Raw genomic sequence first — 19,432 nt, forward strand, 5'->3', positions numbered from 1 at the left:
GCGGGCTGTGGATAACGTGCGTGGGGGTTTGCGGCTGTGGATAATGCTGGCCGTAGGGGTGCCACCGGGCAGGGGGCGGGTGCCGACGCCCCGCTGGTGGCACCCTCTAGCGCCGCAGCGCGGCGCCCGGGTGGTTAGGCGGCCGACTACTCGCCGCGGCCACCAGGCCAGGGGCGGCGAGCGGACCGGTTGGACCCGTCCCTGGGACCAGCCCGGAGGGGCCAACCCGGCGGCGTCGATACGCGGCGACGGGGCGGAAGGGGTGCCACCGGTGGGGAAAGGAGCCGCCGAACCCCCGAGATGGCACCCCTTAGCGCCGCAACGCCCCGCAAACCCCCGCCACACCACCTCACCCCCCCAAAAAAACAGCCGCTACCCCTGGAACTCCGCGAGCATCTCGCGCATGCGCTTACCGGCCTCGGGCCCCTCGTAGGCCTCCACGACCTCGTCCACTAGCCCGGCCTGCCGGATGGTGCCGTGGTCCACCCAGAGCGCGGTGCTGCAGAGCTGGGCGAGGAAGTCGTTGGAGTGGGAGGCAAAGACGAGGATGCCGGAGCGCTTGACCATCTCCTGGAGGCGCACGCGGGCCTTGGCCATGAAGGCGGCGTCCACGGCGCCGATGCCCTCGTCGAGGAGCAGGATCTCGGGTTCGATGGAGGTGACCACGCCCAGGGCCAGGCGCACGCGCATGCCGGTGGAGTAGGTGCGCAGCGGCATGTTGAGGTATTCGCCCAGCTCGGAGAACTCCGCGATGTCGTCCATCTTCCGGCGCATGGCGCGCCGGGTCTGGCCGAGGAAGAGCCCGCGGATGATGATGTTCTCGTATCCCGAGATCTCCGGGTCCATTCCCACGCCGAGGTCAAAGACGGGGGCCACCCGGCCGCGCACGGTGGCGGATCCCCGGGTGGGCTCGTAGATGCCGGAGAGCAGGCGCAGCAGCGTGGACTTGCCGGCGCCGTTGTGGCCCACCAGGCCCACGCGGTCGCCCTCGCGCAGGTGCAGGTTGATGTCCCGCAGCGCCTCCACCACCACGGTGTTCTGGGTGTTGCGGCCGATGGCCCCGCCGGCCGCGCCGAGGAAGGCCTTCTTCATGGAGCGGGACTTGGCGTCGAAGATGGGGAAATCCACGCAGGCGTTGTGGGTATCAATGGAAACCATGATGTACCTCCTTTCCTCTATATTTCCTATACCCAGTAGCTCACGCGGAACCGCCACGTGCGCATGGCCACCAGGGTCAGCGCCAGCCCGGCCCCGGTGAGCGCCAGGACCACCCACCAGTGATAGGTGGGCAGCGGGGCGCCGATCATGGGGGCGCGCACGATCTCCAGGTAGTGGTAGAGCGGGTTGAGCTGCGCGAGGTGGGCGCGCTGGTCGGAGCCGCCCACGTTATCGCGCAGGGTGGAGGTCATCCACACGATGGGGGTGACGTAGAAGAGGAGCTGCGTCCCGGCGTCGAGCAATGGCGATACATCGCGGTATCTGGTGGCGATGATGCCAAAGAACATGGACACCCATATTCCGTTAATAATAAGGAGGGCGAACGCCGGGATCATCAGCAGCACGTCCCAGCCCAGGTGCCGGGGGAAGATGAGCATGAGTAGAACCCAGATCACCAGGTTGTGGGCGAGGAAGAGCGTCTGCCGCCACACCAGGCGATACACGTGCACCGACAGCGCGGAGGGGAGCTGTTTGATGAGCCCCTCGTTGTCGATGAAAATGTCCGCGCCCTCTTTAATGCAGCCGGAGATAAACCCCCAAATGATAAGCCCCACGGTCACGTGCGGAAGGAACTCCGCGAGCGGCACCTTGAACAGCACTGAATACAGGAAGCCCAGGGCCAGGGCCATCACGCCCGTGGCGATGGTGATCCACAGCGGGCCCAGCACCGAGCGCTTGTAGCGCTGCTTGATGTCCTGCCAGCCGAGCTGAAGCCACAGCTCGCGCTGCTGAAAACCGCGCGTCAGGTCCGCCCAGGCGGCCCGGAAGGTGCGGGACCGGGAGGCGGGGGCGGCGTCGCCGGTATCCTCCGTCATCCGGGCGATGTCTGCTCTGAGGGGTTGCATGGTGTTCCAGCCTAGTGGAGCGGGGTCGCGGCGGCGGGGATCAGGGCGTTGACGTGCGCATGTGGTGGTTGGCCACGCCTTGGCAATACACTCTGAGGATGATGCTGTGAGAAAGAGGAGGCTATGGGCTACGACGTGGCGGGGGTCCGGGGGCTGTATAGCGCGCTCGGTGATGGTTGGACCTACCTCAACGCGCACGAACAACCCCAGATCCCGGAGCGGGTCATGGCGGGCGTGGCGCGGGCCTTCCGCACGGCACCCGCGCCGATCCGGGGCGGCGCCCCGTCCAAGCACGGCCACGTGGCGCGCCTCGAGCGCGACCTCCACATCCACGCGGCCCGGGTGGCGGTGGCCGACCTGGTGGGCGCCACCCCCGAGCGCGTGGTGCTGGGCTCCAGCGTGGAGGCGCTCTACCGCAACCTGCTTCGGTGCATGAGGCCCATGCTCCGCCACGGCTCCTCCGTGGTGGCCTCCAGCCTGGATCGCCCCGAACTCTCCCAGGCGCTTATCGACGCCGTCCCCGACGTGCGCTGGGCGCAGCCCGACCTCGCCACCGGGGAGCTGCCCGCCTACCAGTACGCCACCCTCGTGGACCGCAGCACGCGGCTCGCGGCGCTGCCTGCCGCCCACGATCTCCTCGGCGTGGTGACCCCGGTCCGGGAGATCGTGGAGACCGCCCACCAGCTTTCCCGCCTGTGGGTCCTGGTGGACGCTTCGGCCTACGCGCCGTACCGCCTCATCGAGGCCGACGAATGGGACGCGGACATCATCGCCCTCGACCTGGCCGCGCTGGGCGGCCCGCAGCTCGGCGCCCTGGTATTCCGGGACGAGCGCATGCTGCACCGCCTGGAGCGCCCGGAGAGCCTGGAGGACCCCATCTCGGCGGGGCTGGCGGGCGGGGTATCGGCCCTGGTGGATCACCTGGCGTCCCTGGTGGAGGGCGCGGCGGGGAGCCGCCGCGACCGGCTGCGCTACTGCATGGATCACCTGGACTACTACCTCAGCGACCTGGGGCGCGACCTGGTGTTTTTCCTGGGCTCCCTGCCGAGCGTCCACATCATTGGGGTGTCCGGGGAGGCCGCCGCCGAGGCGCACGTGGACCGGGTGCCGCGCATCTCCTTCGCCGTGCGGGGGGTCCCGGCGCACACCGTCTACCAGCGCCTGCTGGACAACGACCTCTACACCACGCTGACCCCGAACACCCCGCTGCTGGACACGATGGGCCTCACGGAGATCGGGGGCGCGGTCACCGTGTCCCTGGCCCCCTTCAACCAGGGCCACGACGTGGATCACCTCACCCGCGTGGTGGCCTCCCTGGGCTAGGCGCCGCGGTTAGGCCGCCGGGTCCTCGGAGACCCGCAGCGCCACCTTGCCTGTGACCTCCCCGGAGCGCAGCGCGGCGTGGGCCCGTGCGGCCTCGGCCAGCGGGAAGGTGGCGTGCACGCGGTGGCGAAGCGCCCCGCTGGCGAGCATGGGCCATACGTTGTCCACGGTGGCGGACACGATGCTGGCCTTGTCGGCCACGCTGCGCGCGCGCAGCGTGGTGGCGTGGATGCTCTGGCGGCGCGGCAGCATCGCCCCGAGGTTGACCTCGGCCTTGGTGCCGCCCTGGAGGCCGATGATGACGAGCTGGCCGTCGAGCGCCAGGCAGCGCATGTTGCGGTCCAGGTACTTGGCCCCGATGATGTCCAGGATCACGTCGCAGGAGCCGCGCAGTTCTTGGGCAAAGTCCTGCTCGCGGTAGTTGATGAGGATGTCCGCCCCGAGATCGCGGCAGAACTCGAGCTTCTCCCCGGACCCGGCCGTCACGGCCACCTCCGCGCCGAGCGCCTTGGCCACCTGGATCGCGCAGGCGCCGATTCCGCCCGCGCCGCCGTGGATGAGCAGCCGCTGCCCGGTGGTAAGCCCGGCGACCATGCCCAGGTTGGACCACACGGTGCAGGCCACCTCCATGAACGAGCCGGTCTCGGCCAGGGAAAGCCCCTCCGGGATCGGAGCGAGCTGCCCCTCCGGCACGGCCACGTACTCGGCGTATCCGCCGCCGGCGAGCAGGCAGCCCACCTTGTCCCCGGGGCGTCGTGAGGTGTCCCCGGCGTCCACGATCGTGCCGGAGCACTCCAGGCCGATGGTCTCCGGGGCGCCCGGGGGCGGCGGGTAGTGCCCCTGCGCCTGGAGCAGGTCCGCGCGGTTGACCCCAGCGGTGTGCACCTTCACCAGCACCTCCCCCGGGCGCGGCGTGGGTGTGGGGGCGTCGCGCAGCGCCAGCGAGGCGGCGTCGGCGGGGTCGGTCAGGGTGATTGCCTTCATGGCCCCCAGGGTAGAGGGTGCGCGCGGGTTGGGTAGGGTAATGGGTGCCGCCGTGGCGGCGAGGAGACGTGGCAGAGCGGCCGAATGCACCGGTCTTGAAAACCGGCGGGTGTCACAGCCCCAGGGGTTCAAATCCCCTCGTCTCCGCTTTTTTCTGCGCCGCGTCGCGCTAAGGGGTGCCACCGGGCCGGGTGGGGCCTCCCGAACCCCCGCACCGTCACCCCTACGCGCGCTCGCCGCTTATCGACGCCCACCCCTGCTTCCGGCCTCGGCGGCCGAAGGGGTGTCAGCGGCGGGGTGAGGTGGCGCCCGACGGCGGTAGTGGCACCCCTTAGCGCCGTGCGGGGCGGAGTGGACCGAGAAGCCGTGCGGGGCGGCAACGAGGCTCGGGTGAGGGGCGTCGAGACGCCGAAGGGGTGCCACCTCGGCGGGGAAGACCCGGCGTGGGCCGCCAATGGCACCCCTTAGCGCGGCAGAAGCCCCGCAGGCGAGGGCCGGAGCCGCCGCAGACCCTACAGGCCCAGCTCGCGCCAGGCGGCGAGGACCTGATCCACCTCGTCCGTGGTGGTCACGCTGATGCGTACGCCGTCGGGGAAGGCGCGGACGAGGATGTTGCGGGCGGCCAGGGCGTCGGAGACGCGGGTGGGGTACTCGGGGTCGTCGGCGGGGGTGGGCAGCCAGACGAAGTTGCCCTGGGAGGGCAGCGCGCCGGTGGCCTCGGAGAGGCGGTCGCGCTGCGCGATGACCTCGTCGAGGCGGCGCATGGCGTCCTCGTGGGCGTCCAGGGAGGCGAGCGCCCCGGCCTGGGCCACGGAGGAGATGGAGAAGGGGATGCAGACCTTGTTGAGGGCCTCGATGTACTCCACGGGCCCGAAGGCGTATCCCACGCGCGCCCCGGCCAGGCCGTAGGCCTTGGAGAAGGTGCGCAGCGCCACGAGGTTGGGCCAGCGGCCAACCTCCACGGTGCCCTCGGGGGTGTCCTCGGCGCGGTTGAACTCGTAGTAGGCCTCGTCGAGGGCCACGGTGATGCGCTCGGGGACGCGCCGCATGAAGGAGTCGAACTCCGCCTGCGTGATGGTGGAGCCGGTGGGGTTGTTGGGGTTGCACAGGAAGATGAGCGTGGTGCGCTCGGTGATGGCCTCGATCATGGCGTCGAGGTCGTGGCGCCCGGCGTCATCCAGGGGCACCATCACGGGCTTGGCGCCCACGACCTGGGCGAAGATGGGGTAGGCCTCGAAGCTGCGCCAGGGGAAGATCACCTCGTCCCCGGGGCCGCTGGTGATCTGCACGAGCTGCTGGCACAGGGCGGACGAGCCGCAGCCGGTGGCCACCTGCTCCACCGGGAGGCCGAGGTGCTCGGCGAGGCGGTGGCGCAGCGCGTTGACGCCCATGTCGGGGTAGCGGTTGGCCCCGTCGGCGGCGCGGCTCATGGCCTCGGCCACGGCGGGCAGCGGCGGGGTGGACATCTCGTTGGAGGAGATCTTGATGGCCTGCTCAAGGTTCTCGCCGGGGACGTACGCGGGGATGGAATCGAGGTCGGGGCGAATCATGCGGTTAGTCTATCGTGCTGCCGGTTTGTCATCACAACGCTCCACCGGGTAGCATTCCAGGAGGCTTAGGAGACGTGCCAGAGCGGCCGAATGGGGCTCACTGCTAATGAGTTGTCCTCTTAACGGGGGACCGGAGGTTCAAATCCTCTCGTCTCCGCCACGCGCCCGTGGCTCAACGGATAGAGCATCTGACTACGGATCAGAAGGTTGGGGGTTCGAATCCCTCCGGGCGCACCACGCACAGCCTCCCCGGCGGATACCGGGGAGGCTTTTTCTGTGTCGCGGGGTGGTGTCTGTGGCGCCGGACTGGCGAGTGCGGAGCCGGGGCCGCACCGCGCCAGCCCGGGTTATTCCTCGGGGACGGGCAGTACCACGCCGTCGCGCACGTAGGTCTTGGTGGATTCCACGTCGTAGGCGTGGATCGCGGAGACCACGGGGGTGAGCAGGGGATTGAGGCGCGCCGCGTTCTCCTGGGAGAAAAAGGCCTCGCGCTCCTCGTCGGAGGGGAATCCGAGGATGAGGCTGGCATGGAGCCGCTGGTCCCGGGGGTTGTCATGGGCCACGTTGGGGGTGTCCCACAGCTTTTTGCTCCAGGGCAGGAAGCTCTGCGTGCGCAGCTCCGTCAGCGCGGCCTCGCGGACAAGGGCGGGCACGAGCTGCCGGTACAGCGCCTTGTTGAGCGCCGGGGCATGGACGCCCGGGCGGCGGCGCAGGTAGAGGACGGCCCGGGAGCGCGTGGGCTGGCCGGGGGCGACGTGGTACCAGCGGGAGGTATAGGGCGCCCCGCCGTAGTACAGGGTGCGGCGGAACACGTTGACCTCGTCCCTAAAGGCCAGGGCGGTCTGCGCGCGCCCCTTGATCGGGGCCAGGGCGTGGGCGTGGGTGACCTCCGCGATGCCGTCGATGCGGCGGTCGGCGGGGATGAGGGTCTCCAGTCCGTCGGCGTGGGGCCAGCGCCCGGGGTTGTTCTCCGCGAGGTGGACCTGGCGGTACTCGCGGAGGCCGGGCGTGGCGGAGATGATCCGCGAGTGGGGGCCGCTCCAGTACGCCATGCTGGCGGCGCGGGGCTGATCGGCGCGCGCCCACAGGAGGATGGAGGAGGTGAAGTGCTTGGTGTGGCGGAGGGTGGTCATGGGTGCTCCTTGGCGTGGTGGGATTAGGGGCGGAAGAACTCGGCGGCGAGGGGGGCGAACTTTTCCCAGTACTGGAAGATCCCGCCGTGCCCGGAGTTCGGGTAGATGATGAGCTCGCTGTGGGGGATGCGGCGGTGCAGGTCCCCGGACAGGGGCATGGGCACCATGCGGTCGTTGTCCCCGTTGGCGATGAGGGTGGGGTGGGTGATCTCGGAGAGGTCGGCGGGCCGGGAGCGCCCGTAGCGCTGGATGGCCTTGAGCTGCGTTCGGAACGCCGCGACGGTGATGGGGGCGTCGCGCGCCTCGGTGCGCTCGTGGAGCCTGCGGATGTACTCCTTGCCGGCGCGCTTGCCCTGCGCGTCCCGGTGGAAGAAGAGGAACTCTTTGGGATCGGAGCGGGTGAGGGTGGCGCGCAGGATGTCCCAGTAGGTGGTGGCCACGACCTTGTCGATGTCCTTGCCGCCCCGGGGTCCGGTGCCGGTGAGGGCGATCCTGCGCACGAGGTCGGGGTGGGCCAGGAGGAGGTCCTGGGCGATGAAGCCGCCCATGGAGAAGGCGAAGACGTCCACGGTGCGGTACCCCAGCCCGGTGATGAAGTCGTAGGCGTCCTGCGCGGCCTCCTCGATCGTGCCTGGGACGACGCCGCCGGAGACGCCCACCCCCTGCTGGTCGAAGGTGATGACGTGGCGCCGCTGGGCGATGGCGTCCACGATGCGGGGGTCCCAGTTATCGAGCGTGGCCGCGAGGTGGGCGAAGAACACCACGGGGACGTCGTCGTGGCCCTGGGCGGGGCCGAGTTCCCGGTAGGCGAAGGTCTTGCCGTGGGTGGTGAGGGTGGAGGTGGTGGCGTGGGCGTAGGAGGTGAGGGGATTTGACACTGGTTGTTCCTCGTAGACAGTGGAGGGAGGGCGTCGCGCGACGCCGTATGATGAACGCGTTCAATTATGAATGCGTTCATGAATGCTGTCAAGAAACTACCCTCAGGAGGCGCTATGACCACCGATGCCGCACCCACGGGGCGCCGCGAACGGGCAAAGGAGGAGAAGCGTAGGCGCATCGTCGCCGCCGCCCAGAGGCTCTTCGCGGAGGAGGACGTGGACTGCGTCACCGCGCAGCGCCTCGCGCGGGAGGCTGAGGTGGCCACCGGCACCCTGTACCTCTATGCCGCCACCAAGGCGGAGCTGCTCATCATGGCAAAGAACGACAAGTTCGCCTCCGCCATCTGTGAGGGTGCGGCCGCAGTGGCGGCGGCGGTGTCGGACGAGGGGCCCGTGCAGCGGGTGATGCTGCTGCTGGAGCCGGTGGTCCGGTGCATCCGCGAGCAGCCGCACAACGGCCGCGCCTACATGAACGAACTGCTCTACGGGAACCCGCAGGAACCGCACCGGGCCCGGGGGCTGGAGCTCTCCTTTGCCCTGGAGGAGTCCGTGGCGGGCGTGCTGGTGGACAGCGCTGGCCTTGACGCGCCCCGGGCGGCTACCCTGGCCCGGGTGGTGACGGCGATTATGCAGTTAACCACCACGGCCACGCTGCACGCGGAGGATACCGTCGCGGAGATCCTGGACACGATCCGCACGCAGCTCCACGCCGTCTTGTCCGCACGCTAGTCACGGCGCCCCACCGGGCGGCCGAGGGGAATGGGGAACCGCAATGTCCGCCGAGAAGACCACCATCACGCGCCTGGACCTCGATCCGGCCCGCGCCCCGCAGCTCTCCGAGGAGCTGGCGGACGCCCCCATCCACGAGGTGATCGAGCTGGTGGAGCGCAGCAGCGCCACCCGCGCCGCGCTGGTGCTGCGCCTGCTCTCCCGCAGCCGCGCCATCGAGGTGTTCGACGCCCTGGACCCCGCGCACCAGGCGGACCTCATCGGCGCCCTGCAGAGCAAGGAGACCTACGAGTTCTTCGTGGACATGGACCCGGACGATCGGGTGTCCCTCCTCGACGAGCTGCCCGCCGAGATCGCCGAGCAGCTCCTGCGCGACCTCGACGCCACCGAGCGCGACATCACCGGCGTGGTCCTGGGTTACCCCAGGGGCTCGGTGGGCCGCCGCATGTCCCCCGAGGTACCCACCATCTACGCGGACATGACGGCCGCCCGGGCCCTCGACGAGTTGCGCCGTCAGGCGCACGACGTGGAGACGATCTACCTCATCCCCGTCACCAACCGGGACCGCACCCTGGTGGGGGTGTGCTCGCTGCGCACCCTGTTCACCGCCGACCCGGAGGCCCCGCTGGCGGACCTCATGGCGGCCCCGGTGTTCGCCAACGCGCACGACGACGCCGAGGAGACCGCCCGCTGGTTCCTCCCCCTGGACTACCTGGCCATCCCCATCGTGGACGACTCCACGCGGCTGGTGGGCATCCTCACCTTCGACGACGCCGCCGACATCGCCGAGGAGGCGGAGTCCGAGGACTCCGCCCGCGCCGGTGGCTCCGAGCCGCTGCAGCAGCCGTACCTTTCCACCCCGCTGCTCAAGCTGGTGCGCTCCCGCGTGGTGTGGCTGCTGGTGCTGGCGGTCTCCGCGCTGCTCACGGTCAAGGTGCTGGATAGTTTCGAGGCCACGCTCTCCCAGGCGGTGGTGCTCTCCCTGTTCATCCCGCTGCTCACCGGCACGGGCGGCAACACCGGCAACCAGGCGGCCACCACGGTCACGCGCTCGCTGGCCCTCGGCGACGTGCGCAAGCGGGACGTGGCCCAGGTGATGTGGCGCGAGCTGCGGGTGGGGCTGACGCTGGGCGCGCTGCTGGGCTCGCTCGGCTTCGTCCTGGCCACTGTGGTCTACGGGCTGCCCATGGGCACGGTGATCGGGCTGACCATGCTGGCGGTGTGCACCATGTCCGCCACCGTGGGCGGGGCCATGCCGATCATCGCCAAGGCCGTGGGGGCGGACCCCGCGGTGTTCTCCAACCCCTTCATCTCCACCTTCTGCGACGCCACGGGGCTCGTGGTGTACTTTTGCATCGCCAAGGCCATCCTCGGGCTGTGACCAGGTAATTTGTCGATCCCCGGGAGGCGGGGTAACTTCTTCTCCCAGAGCAACAGTGTTGTTGCCTGCGCCCGTGGCTCAACGGATAGAGCATCTGACTACGGATCAGAAGGTTGGGGGTTCGAATCCCTCCGGGCGCACTTTTTCATATCCGGGGGTTACGCGCTGAAAAAACCGCCGTGCTCTGCCACAATGATCCGCGTGAAACATCAGCGTCTCCTTCCCCTCAGCACCGCCGGCGCCCTCGGCGCGGCCCTCCTCGCGCTCGGCTGCCTGCCCGCCCCCGCCCTGGCCCAGGAACCGGTGCGCCTGAGCGTGCAGAACATCACCGACTTCCACGGCCACTTCTCCGAAACCAAGGACGATCCCGGGGCCGCGCGGCTCTCCTGCGCCCTGGACCGGGCCGCCGAGGGCGGGCCCCGCGTGCTCACCGCCTCCGGCGACAACATCGGCGGCTCCCCCTTTAACTCCGCGATCCTGGGCGACGAGCCCACCGTCGAGGTGCTCAACCAGATGGGCCTGGACGCCACCGCCGTGGGCAACCACGAGTTCGACAAGGGCTACGCGGACCTCACCGACCGCGTGCTGCCCAACGCGCGGTTCGCCTTGCTCGGGGCCAACGTCTCCGGGGGCGAGCGCCCCCTGGACCCCTTCCTCATCAAGGAGATCGACGGCGTGCGCGTGGCCCTCGTCGGCGCCGTCACCGCGGACACCCCGCAGCTGGTGGCCGGGGACGGCGTGGCCGGTCTGGCCTTCACCGACCCGATCGAGGCCGTCAACATCACCGCCGACACCCTGGTGGAGGAGGGGCAGGCCGACGTCGTGGTGGCCCTGCTCCACGAGGGCCTGCAGGGCGACGAACGCTGGTCGCCCAACGTGGACGTGGTCTTTCCTGGCCACACCCACCGCGTGGTCGAACCCACCGGCGGCGGCGAGGGGGAGGGCCCGCTCGTGGTGCAGGCCGGGCAGTACGGGCGCAACCTCGTGGACGTGGACCTCAGCGTGGACAGGGCCGCGCGGCGCGTCACCGTCGAGGGCGTGCACCTCCTGGACGCCGAGGCCATCCGGGGCTGCGAGCGCCCCAACCCGGAGATCGCCGCGACCGTCGCCGCCGCCGAGGCCCAGGCAGAGGAGGAGGGCAAGGAGGCGGTGAGCACCGTGGGCTCCGCCTTCTATCGGGGCACCAACCGCGCCGTGGAGTCCCAGCTCAACAACCTCCTGGCCGAGGTGGCCCGGGAGGGCATCACCAAGAACACCGACGTCACCGCGGACATCGGCGTGATGAACGCCGGCGGGGTGCGCGCCGACCTGCAGGCGGGCGAGGTCACCTACGCCGACGCCTTCGCCGTGCAGCCCTTCGGCAACGAGAACACCTACACCCGGCTCAAGGGCGCGGACTTCAGGGAGGCCCTGGAGCAGCAGTGGCAGGCCCAGGAGAGCCGCCCGGCGCTGTCCCTGGGGCTCAGCGACAACGTGACCTACACCTACGATCCCTCCCGCCCCATCGGGGACCGCGTGACCTCCGTTACCATCGACGGCGCGCCCCTGGACCCCGAGCGCGAGTACGTGGTGGTGGGCTCCACCTTCCTGCTCGGCGGCGGCGACGGCTTCGAGGCCCTCACCCGCGGCACCGACCTGGCCCCCACCGGGTACATCGACGTGGAATCCTTCATCGAATACCTGCGCAACCACCCCGGATTGAAGCCGCGCTCCGGGCAGTCCAACGTGGCCGTCACCCCGCGTGGCCCGTGGACGCCGGGCTCCACGGTGACCCTCGACCTGGCCTCCCTGCTGTACTCCCAGGGGGAGACCGCCACCACCGTGACCGCGCGGCTGGGCGAGTCCGAGGCCAGTGCCCCCATCGACCCGGACTTCGGCCACCCCGACTTCGGCGAGGCCGGCAAGGCCACCGTGGCGCTGCCCATCCCCGCGGGTCTGACCGGGGAGCAGACCCTGACGATCACCACGGACGCCGGGACCCGCATCGACCTCCCGGTGCATCTCGACGCCGCCCCCGCGCCCTCCCCGCTCAGCTCCTAGGCGGGCGACCGAAGGGGTGCCAGCGGGCGTCGAAAAGCGTGGCGACGGCCCCCACCGGCACTCCTAAGCGCTTGGCCGAGCGGAACCGGAGCCATCACGCGGCCCAAGGGGTGCCACCTCCGGGGCGCAGCCCCCGCCGGGCGGCCTCAGTGGCACCCCTTAGGGCGCGGGCCGGGGCTCCAGGCGCATGGGGACGTGGGGGATGCCGTCCTCCACGTATTCCGGGCCCGCAGGCCGGAAGCCGAAGGAGCCGTACCACCGTGTGAGCGGGGCCTGCGCGTCCAACACCACGGGGGCGCCGGGGTCGAGCTCGCGGCAGGTGTCCACCCCGAAGCTAAAGAGCCGCCGGGCCACCCCGGAGCCGCGGTGGTCGGGGTGGGCCACCACGCGGCCGATCCGCAGCGCCGTGGGCTCGCGCAGCACGCGCAGGGCGGCCGCCACGCGCTCCCCGTCCGCGGCCCAGAGGTGCAGGGCGCCGGGCTCGAGGTCCCGGCCGTCGAGCTCGGGGAAGGGGCAGCGCTGCTCCACCACGAAGGCGTCGGCGCGCAGCTTGAGCACGCGGTAAAGCGTGGCGGGCTCCATCTCCTCCAACGGCGAGCGCAGCAGCCGCACCTAGAACACCTCGATCCGCGCGCCCAGGGACTCCGCCTGGATGAGCTGCCGCTCCCACCCGGGGCCCCCGGGGTGCACGCGCAGCACCGGGCGGGCGGAGATGCGGATGGGGCTCACGGAGTCCTTCAGCGCCCCGGAGCGGGCCTCGAAGCGCACGCGGGAGCGGTGCCCGGCGTCCGTGAGCTCGTGCAGCTGGGGGCTCGGGCCGGTGAGCTGGGCGCGGGCGTCGCTGAGCAGGGCCAGGGCCTCGTCCAGGGCGGTCACCAGGGCCTCCGAGTTCGTCTCGCACATCGCACGCACGAGGGAGGGGGCGGTGCCGGCCACGCGGGTGCCGTCGCGGAAGCTCCCGGCGGCCAGGGACAGCGCCAGCGCGCCGCCGTTATCGCCGGTGATGGCCAGGGCCTCAGCCAGCAGGTGCGGCAGGTGGCTGACCCGGGCCACGGCGGCGTCGTGCCCGCCCACGCGCGCGGGGATCGCCTCGGCGCCCACGGCGGCGATCATGCGCGCCACGTCGGTCCACAGGTCCACCCAGGCGGGGTCGGGGGCGGCGTCGCAGGCGTGATCGAAGGCGTGGTCGAAGGAGATGACCCAGGCGGCGGCGTCGAAAAGTCCCCGGTGGGAGGCTCGCCAGCCGGACTGGGCGGTGCCCGCCATGGGGTGCCCGCCCACGTAGCGCCCCGCCATGCCCCGGGCGCGCACCATCGCGTACACGGGGGCCTTGACGGAGGCCACGTCCGTGATGCCGCAGTGGGGGGCGTGGTCGGCGATGGCGTCGAGCAGCTCCTCGAAGGAGGGCAGCGGGGTGGCGAGCACGATGAGCGCGCCGTCCGCCTCCGCGCGGCGCAGGGTGGCCAGGAGGTCGGAGCCGACGTCGAATCCCTCGCGCGCGGCGGTGCGCGCGCCGGAGGGGGAGCGGTTGTAGCCGTACACGGGGTGCCCGAGGGCGTGAAGATCGCGCAGGAGGGAGCCGCCGATGAGGCCGATGCCGAGGATGCACACGGGGCGAGAAATCACGGTGGAGGTCACCTGACAAGTGTGGCACATTCAGACTACCGTTACGGGGTATGGAACCCGAGGACTACGGCGAGAGCTTTGCCGTGACGGTCACCCGCACGGGGGGCCAATGGCAGGTGCGCGAGTACGACGACGAGCTGGAGACCATCTCCACCGCCGTGGCCGCCGTGCGCGCTCTGCGCAGCGAGGGCCCGGCCTTCGCGCTGCTGTGCGTGGAGGACGACTACTTCGTCATCGTGCGCCCCACCCCCCAGCGCGTGCAGTTGCTCATCTCCGACGCCGTGGCCGCCGTGGACGACGACCTCGCGGCCTCCGTCCTCGACGAGCTCGACGCCGAGATCCCCTACGACGCCGCCGAGGACGACGCCTGGGCCGACGGGGACTTCGACATCCTCGCGGACCTGGGCCTGTCCGAGCAGGTCATGGGCGTGATCGCGGACGACGACGAGGCCTGGGCCTCCGAGCAGCTCATCCGCATCGCCGAGGAGCTGGACTTCGACTCGGAGCTGCTCGACGCCACCGGGCTCGACGACTAGTGCCCGTGCTGCCGACGCCCGCGGGGCAGCGCCGCGCCGAGCGCGCCATGCGCCGCGCCCTGGAGGTGGCGCGCCACACCCCGCCCGGCGACGTGCCCGTGGGCGCGGTGATCCTCGGCCCCGACGGCCGCGAGCTCGCCCGCGCCACCAACCGGCGCGAGGCCGACGCCGACCCCACCGCGCACGCCGAGGTCCTGGCCATCCGGGCGGCCGCCCGCGCGCGCGGCGACGGGTGGCGGCTCACCGACTGCACCCTGGTGGTCACCCTGGAGCCCTGCACCATGTGCGCGGGCGCCCTCGTGGGGGCCCGCGTGGGGGAGCTGATCTTCGGCGCCTTCGAGCCCAAGACCGGGGCGTGCGGCTCCCTGCTCGACGCCGTGCGCGACCCCGCGCTGCTGCACCGGCCGCAGGTGCGCGGCGGCGTGCTGGAGGCGGAATGCGCGCTCCTGCTGGGTGGCTTCTTCTCGGAGCGGCGCGGTTAACATTTTTTGGCAGAAATATCACATTGTGGGCGGGGATGGTAGCGAAGGCCCCGTCTTGCTCCTATGCTCGTGGTGGAGCGAAAGGAGAAGACTATGGGTTTTCTAGACGACGCTAAGGACAAGCTGAACGAGGCCAAGGACAAGGCGGCCGATACCGCCTCCGATCTGAAGGACAAGGCCGCGGACGCGGCGTCCGAGGCCAAGGACAAGGTAGAGGAGCAGAAGTAACATGGGCGACATTCAGGACAAGGCCGAGGGCCTGGCCGGCAAGGCCAAGGAGACCGTGGGCGACGTGACCGACAACCAGGACCTTGAGAACGAGGGCAAGGCCGACCAGGTCAAGTCCGACATCAAGGAGAAGGTCACCGAGGCTGGCGAGGCCATCAAGGACAAGGCCAACGAGGTGCTCGGCGCCTTCAAGAAGGACTAATTCCGGTCCCTCGCGAGCCGGGCGATTTGAACCCGAAGCACCGGCTCGGATAGCCTACTTGGCGGTGGCGTGTCCGAGCGGCCGAAGGTGATCGCCTCGAAAGCGATTGTTGGGTAACCCCCAACCGCGGGTTCAAATCCCGCCGCCACCGCCAGCACAACCCGGTCCCCGGAGCGATACGCACGGGGGCCGGGTTTTTGTTGTGGGTGGGTTGGGGCAGGTGGGGTTGGAGATGAGGGGGCGGGGTGCTGGGTTCTGCGTGGGGGCTTCGTGCGGTCTTGCGCGGTCCCGCGCGGGCCGAAGGGGTGCCATTGGAGGGGCCGGGGCGTCGATCCGCCCGGAGGTGGCACCCCTTGCGCCGCGCTGCGCCTCCCCGGAGCCGGGCTACCTTCACGCCGCGCCCGGCGTCGGCACCGACCCTCCGCGCCCGAAACCCCGGCAACCCCGCGCCGTCCGCCCCGCGCGGGCCGAAGGGGTGCCACCTAGGCCGCGCAGCGCCGCGAACCGGCCGCACTGGCACCCCTCTGTACACTTGGGGAGTCTTTTAGTCGATGGAGGAGACGTCGTTCGTGGCTGAGCTGTTGTATTCGCTGGGGCGTTGGTCGTTCCGCAAGAAGTGGTGGGTGCTGTGCACCTGGCTGCTGGTGTTGGTGGCCATGGCGGGTGCGGCGTTGTCCTTCATGCGCCCGTTCACCAACCAGTTCTCCATCAACAATTCCCCCTCCATCGAGGCCACGAAGATGCTGGTGCGGAACTTCCCGGATCAGGGCAACCCGGTGACGGCGGCCTCGGTGAACGTGGTGTTCCAGGCCCCGGAGGGGCAGAAGCTCAGCGACCCCCATAATTCCCAGGCCATCGATTCCGTGATCGGCTCCCTGCGCTCCAGCCTGGGGGACCTCATCACGGATACCCAGCGCTTTGGCAACCCGGTGACCAAGTCCGATGAGCTGGAGAAGCAGGTGGTAGAGACCTCCGTGGCCTCCGGTCTGCCGGAGGAGACGGCGGTGGAGGACGCCCGGAACCTGCGCCTGCTCTCGGAGGACGGCACCATCGGGTACACCACCTTCGCGCTGGACGTGGAGACGTCCATGGACGTCACGCAGGAGCAGCGCGACGCCGTGACCGCCGCGATGGAGCAGGGCCGCGCCCAGGGCCTGACGGTGGAGGCCGGCGGGGCGGGCTTTGGCGACCCCATCGCCATCAAGGCGTCCAGCGAGGTCATTGGCCTGGTGGTGGCCTTCGTGGTGCTGGTGTTTACCTTTGGTTCGCTGCTGGCCGCGGGCTGGCCGCTGATCACGGCGGTGATCGGGGTGGGCATCGGCGTGCTGGGGATCCTTATCACCACGCGCTTCGTGGAGCTCAATAACATCACCCCCACGCTGGCGGTGATGATCGGCCTGGCGGTGGGCATCGATTACGCCCTGTTTATCCTGGCGCGGTACCGGGCGGAGCGCGACCGGCTCGACCCGGAGCGGGCCGCCGGGATGGCGGTGGGCACGGCGGGCACGGCGGTGGTGTTCGCGGCGGTGACCGTGATCGTGGCGCTGGCGGCCCTGGCGGTGGCCAACATCGGCTTCCTCACGGCGATGGGCCTGCTGGCCGCGTTCACGGTGTTCGTGGCGCTTTTGGTGGCGCTCACGCTGGTGCCCGCGCTGCTGGGTATCGCGGGGGAGAGGGCCTTCGCAGGCGCCATCCCGGGGATCGCGGGCAACCCGCGCCGGGGAGGCCGGGGCAACAAAAACCGCAAAACCAGCAAGGGCAGCCGCCATCATCTCAGGCGGTCTCGCCGCGCCGGGGCCGCCACGATGGGGCGGCGCTGGGTGCGCCTCGTGCACCGGGTGCCGGGGCTGGTGATCGCGGTGGTGGTCCTGGGCCTGGGCGCGCTGACGTATCCCGTGAGCCATCTGGAGATGGCGCTTCCCTCGGATTCCACCTCCAACCTGGAGACCACGCAGCGCAAGTCCGCGGACCTCATGGAGGAGGGCTTCGGAGGGGGCGTGAACGCCCCGTTCCTGCTGGTGGTGGACGCGCACGAGGTGAACGCGCAGGCCCCCGCGCTGCGCACCTTCATGGAGGCCCAGGGCGAGGCGGCCGCCAAGGACCCGCAGCGCGCGGCGGCCTTGAGTTCCTTTATCTATGCGGTGGACACCATCGACGGCATGGCCGGGGTGAAGAACGCGCAGCTCGTGGGCGCCAACGAGGACTCCACGGCGGCGCAGATCATGGTCACCCCGTTCACGGGCCCGGACGATCAGCGGACGGTGGCGCTCTCGCACGCGCTGCGCGAGCGGGCGCACCAGATCGCGGACGCCACCGGCACCACCGTGGGCCTGACGGGCCTGACGGCGGTGCAGATGGACATCACGGAGACGCTCGCGGAGGCGATGCCGCTGTACCTGGGCATCGTGGTGGGCCTGGCGATCGTGCTGCTGCTGTTGGTGTTCCGCTCCATCATGGTGCCCGTAGTGGCGGGGCTGGGCTTCCTGCTCTCGGTGGGCGCGGCCTTCGGCGTGACGGTGCTGTTCTGGCAGGAGGGCCTGTGGGGCCTGGTGGGCACCCCGGCCCCGCTGATCTCCTTCATGCCGATCTTCCTCATCGGCGTGACCTTCGGCCTGGCCATGGACTATCAGGTCTTTCTGGTCACCCGCATGCGCGAGCACTACACGCACTCGGGCGGGCGCTCGGGCTCGGAGTACACGGCCGTGGAGGAGTCCGTGGTGGAGGGCTTCGTGCGGGGTGCGCGCGTGGTCACGGCGGCGGCGCTGATCATGATCGCGGTGTTCGTGGCCTTCATCGACCAGCCGCTTCCCTTCATCCAGATCTTCGGCTTCGCGCTGGGCATGGGGGTGCTGTTCGACGCCTTCTTCGTCCGCATGGCGCTCGTCCCGGCCACCATGTTCGTGCTAGGCCGCGCCACCTGGTGGATGCCGGGGTGGCTGGATAAGGTCCTGCCCTCCCTCGACGTGGAGGGCTCCGCCCTGGAAAAGAAGATAATAGGTGAGCATGACTGATCTTTCCTTTGACATCGGCACCCGCCTCCCCGACTCGGAGCCGGGCAGGCACGGGCGCACCGGCGTGATCCACACCCCGCACGGGGACATCGCCACCCCGGCTTTCATCCCGGTGGCCACCAAGGCCACGGTCAAGACGCTCACACCCGAGCAGATCCGGGAGACGGGCGCGCAGGCGATCCTCTCCAACGCCTATCACCTGTACCTGCAGCCGGGCCCGGAGATCGTTGACGAGGCCGGGGGCGTGGCGGCCTTCGAGAACTGGCGCGGCCCCACGTACACGGACTCCGGCGGGTTCCAGGTGATGAGCCTGGGCGTGGGCTTCAAGAAGGTGCTGGCCATGGACGTGGCGGACCTGACCCCGCAGGACGTGCGCGCGGCCAAGAAGGAGCGCCTGGCCAAGGTGGACGAGGACGGCGTGGACTTCAAGTCCGTCATCGACGGCTCCGCGCACCGCTTCACCCCCGAGGTCTCCATGCGCATCCAGCACCACCTGGGCGCGGACATCATGTTCGCCTTCGACGAGCTGACCACGCTCGTGGACACGCGGGAGTACCAGGAGGAGTCCCTGGTGCGCACCACGCGCTGGGCGCAGCGCTGCCTCGACGAGCACGACCGCCTGACCCGCCAGCGTTCCCACCGCCCCCCGCAGTCGCTGTGGGGCGTGGTCCAGGGCGCCCAGTACGAGGACCTACGCCGCCGCGCCGCCCGGGACCTGGTGGCGCTGTCCGACGCCGCCGAGGCCCGGGGCCGTCGCGGCTTCGGCGGGTTCGGCATCGGCGGCGCCCTGGAGAAGGGGAACCTGGGCACCATCGTGGGTTGGGTGTGCGACGAGCTGCCCGAGCACAAGCCGCGCCACCTGCTGGGCATCTCGGAGCCGGACGACCTGTTCACCGCCATCGAGGCGGGCGCGGACACCTTCGACTGCGTGGCCCCCACCCGGCTGGGCCGCCGGGGCGGGGTGTACACCCTCGACGGCCGCCTCAACCTCACCAATGCGCGCTTTAAACGGGATTTCCGGGGCATTGACGAAGAGTTCGGGGGTTACGTTTCGCAGAATTATTCGCGCGCCTATATTCACCATTTGCTTAAGGCCAAGGAGTTCCTCGCGGGTACCCTGTGCACCATGCACAACCTGGCCTTCATGGTGGGGCTGGTGGATAATATCCGCGCGGCGATGGCGGCGGGGGAGTACGAGGCCTTCCGCGACGAGTTCCTGGGGCGCTATTACGGCCAGCATTAGCACGCGCCCGCGCCGTGTGAGAA

At 70.3% G+C, this 19,432-nt stretch carries 18 protein-coding genes and 5 tRNA genes; 15 read left to right on the forward strand and 8 right to left on the reverse strand.

Features of this window, described 5'->3' with window-relative positions; genetic code table 11:
• Positions 1-372 precede the first annotated feature (372 nt).
• Together wzt and wzm are read right to left on the reverse strand one after the other, a co-directional pair.
• Complete coding sequence (gene wzt, locus B140_RS0104865; RefSeq protein WP_018118233.1) at positions 373-1,158, reverse strand: galactan export ABC transporter ATP-binding subunit Wzt/RfbE; 786 nt, start codon at positions 1,156-1,158, stop codon at positions 373-375.
• 26 nt (positions 1,159-1,184) lie between these two features.
• On the reverse strand, positions 1,185-2,063 hold the full coding sequence (gene wzm, locus B140_RS0104870) for a galactan export ABC transporter permease subunit Wzm/RfbD (protein ID WP_026166007.1): 879 nt from the start codon (positions 2,061-2,063) through the stop codon (positions 1,185-1,187).
• 123 nt (positions 2,064-2,186) lie between these two features.
• Here wzm and B140_RS0104875 point away from each other — a divergent pair, with 123 nt between their 5' ends.
• Positions 2,187-3,386: an aminotransferase class V-fold PLP-dependent enzyme gene (locus tag B140_RS0104875; RefSeq protein ID WP_018118235.1), complete on the forward strand. Its 1,200-nt coding sequence runs from the start codon at positions 2,187-2,189 to the stop codon at positions 3,384-3,386.
• 9 nt (positions 3,387-3,395) lie between these two features.
• Here the strand turns inward: B140_RS0104875 and B140_RS0104880 are convergent, their stop codons facing one another.
• Positions 3,396-4,370, reverse strand: a complete 975-nt coding sequence (locus B140_RS0104880; protein ID WP_018118236.1) for an NAD(P)H-quinone oxidoreductase — start codon at positions 4,368-4,370, stop codon at positions 3,396-3,398.
• A 62-nt stretch (positions 4,371-4,432) separates the two neighbouring features.
• On the opposite strand from B140_RS0104880, the gene B140_RS0104885 reads away from it, so the two are divergent.
• A tRNA-Ser gene (locus B140_RS0104885) sits at positions 4,433-4,517 on the forward strand.
• Positions 4,518-4,882: 365 nt separating this feature from the next.
• On the opposite strand, the gene B140_RS0104890 is transcribed toward B140_RS0104885, so the two are convergent.
• Positions 4,883-5,920 (reverse strand): histidinol-phosphate transaminase, encoded by a 1,038-nt coding sequence (locus B140_RS0104890; protein WP_018118237.1) that lies wholly within the window; start codon positions 5,918-5,920, stop codon positions 4,883-4,885.
• Between the two features lie 68 nt (positions 5,921-5,988).
• Between B140_RS0104890 and B140_RS0104895 the strand changes: the two genes are divergently transcribed.
• Positions 5,989-6,080, forward strand: a tRNA-Ser gene (locus B140_RS0104895).
• 1 nt (position 6,081) lies between these two features.
• Positions 6,082-6,157: transfer RNA gene (locus B140_RS0104900), tRNA-Arg, on the forward strand.
• A 110-nt stretch (positions 6,158-6,267) separates the two neighbouring features.
• On the opposite strand, the gene B140_RS0104905 is transcribed toward B140_RS0104900, so the two are convergent.
• Both B140_RS0104905 and B140_RS0104910 read right to left on the reverse strand, forming a co-directional pair.
• The gene (locus B140_RS0104905) at positions 6,268-7,053 is read right to left on the reverse strand and encodes a hypothetical protein (RefSeq protein WP_018118238.1); all 786 of its coding nucleotides are present in this window, start codon (positions 7,051-7,053) and stop codon (positions 6,268-6,270) included.
• A gap of 23 nt (positions 7,054-7,076) precedes the next feature.
• On the reverse strand, positions 7,077-7,931 hold the full coding sequence (locus tag B140_RS0104910) for an alpha/beta fold hydrolase (protein WP_018118239.1): 855 nt from the start codon (positions 7,929-7,931) through the stop codon (positions 7,077-7,079).
• A 114-nt stretch (positions 7,932-8,045) separates the two neighbouring features.
• On the opposite strand from B140_RS0104910, the gene B140_RS0104915 reads away from it, so the two are divergent.
• The 4 genes from B140_RS0104915 (at position 8,046) to B140_RS11990 (ending at position 12,081) form a co-directional block, all read left to right on the forward strand.
• Entirely contained in the window at positions 8,046-8,660 is a 615-nt protein-coding gene (locus B140_RS0104915; protein ID WP_018118240.1) for a TetR/AcrR family transcriptional regulator, read from the forward strand.
• Between the two features lie 43 nt (positions 8,661-8,703).
• Entirely contained in the window at positions 8,704-10,041 is a 1,338-nt protein-coding gene (gene mgtE, locus B140_RS0104920) for a magnesium transporter (RefSeq protein WP_018118241.1), read from the forward strand.
• Between the two features lie 67 nt (positions 10,042-10,108).
• A tRNA-Arg gene (locus B140_RS0104925) sits at positions 10,109-10,181 on the forward strand.
• Between the two features lie 61 nt (positions 10,182-10,242).
• Complete coding sequence (locus tag B140_RS11990) at positions 10,243-12,081, forward strand: bifunctional metallophosphatase/5'-nucleotidase (protein WP_018118242.1); 1,839 nt, start codon at positions 10,243-10,245, stop codon at positions 12,079-12,081.
• A 159-nt stretch (positions 12,082-12,240) separates the two neighbouring features.
• Here B140_RS11990 and B140_RS0104940 read toward each other — a convergent pair whose 3' ends face one another.
• A complete protein-coding gene (locus tag B140_RS0104940; protein WP_018118243.1) occupies positions 12,241-12,693 on the reverse strand; it encodes a GNAT family N-acetyltransferase in 453 nt (150 codons plus the stop codon).
• Positions 12,694-13,719, reverse strand: coding sequence for a prephenate dehydrogenase (locus B140_RS0104945; RefSeq protein WP_018118244.1), 1,026 nt, complete (start codon positions 13,717-13,719; stop codon positions 12,694-12,696).
• 38 nt (positions 13,720-13,757) lie between these two features.
• Between B140_RS0104945 and B140_RS0104950 the strand changes: the two genes are divergently transcribed.
• The 7 genes from B140_RS0104950 to tgt all read left to right on the forward strand — a co-directional run bounded on the left by B140_RS0104950 (position 13,758) and on the right by tgt (position 19,409).
• The gene (locus B140_RS0104950; RefSeq protein WP_018118245.1) at positions 13,758-14,243 is read left to right on the forward strand and encodes a tRNA adenosine deaminase-associated protein; all 486 of its coding nucleotides are present in this window, start codon (positions 13,758-13,760) and stop codon (positions 14,241-14,243) included.
• Positions 14,243-14,725 (forward strand): nucleoside deaminase, encoded by a 483-nt coding sequence (locus tag B140_RS0104955; protein WP_020397805.1) that lies wholly within the window; start codon positions 14,243-14,245, stop codon positions 14,723-14,725. Before B140_RS0104950 ends, B140_RS0104955 begins: the two co-directional genes overlap by 1 nt.
• A gap of 93 nt (positions 14,726-14,818) precedes the next feature.
• The gene (locus B140_RS14530) at positions 14,819-14,953 is read left to right on the forward strand and encodes a hypothetical protein (RefSeq protein WP_256458706.1); all 135 of its coding nucleotides are present in this window, start codon (positions 14,819-14,821) and stop codon (positions 14,951-14,953) included.
• Position 14,954: 1 nt separating this feature from the next.
• Complete coding sequence (locus B140_RS14185; protein WP_018118248.1) at positions 14,955-15,155, forward strand: CsbD family protein; 201 nt, start codon at positions 14,955-14,957, stop codon at positions 15,153-15,155.
• Between the two features lie 63 nt (positions 15,156-15,218).
• Positions 15,219-15,309 (forward strand) — tRNA-Ser (locus B140_RS0104970).
• Positions 15,310-15,724: 415 nt separating this feature from the next.
• Positions 15,725-18,166: an MMPL family transporter gene (locus tag B140_RS0104975; protein WP_026166008.1), complete on the forward strand. Its 2,442-nt coding sequence runs from the start codon at positions 15,725-15,727 to the stop codon at positions 18,164-18,166.
• Positions 18,159-19,409, forward strand: a complete 1,251-nt coding sequence (tgt, locus tag B140_RS0104980) for a tRNA guanosine(34) transglycosylase Tgt (RefSeq protein WP_018118250.1) — start codon at positions 18,159-18,161, stop codon at positions 19,407-19,409. Before B140_RS0104975 ends, tgt begins: the two co-directional genes overlap by 8 nt.
• Positions 19,410-19,432 lie beyond the last annotated feature (23 nt).

The sequence above is a fragment of the Corynebacterium mastitidis DSM 44356 genome, assembly GCF_000375365.1.
In the GTDB taxonomy this organism is placed as follows: Bacteria; Actinomycetota; Actinomycetes; order Mycobacteriales; family Mycobacteriaceae; genus Corynebacterium; species Corynebacterium mastitidis.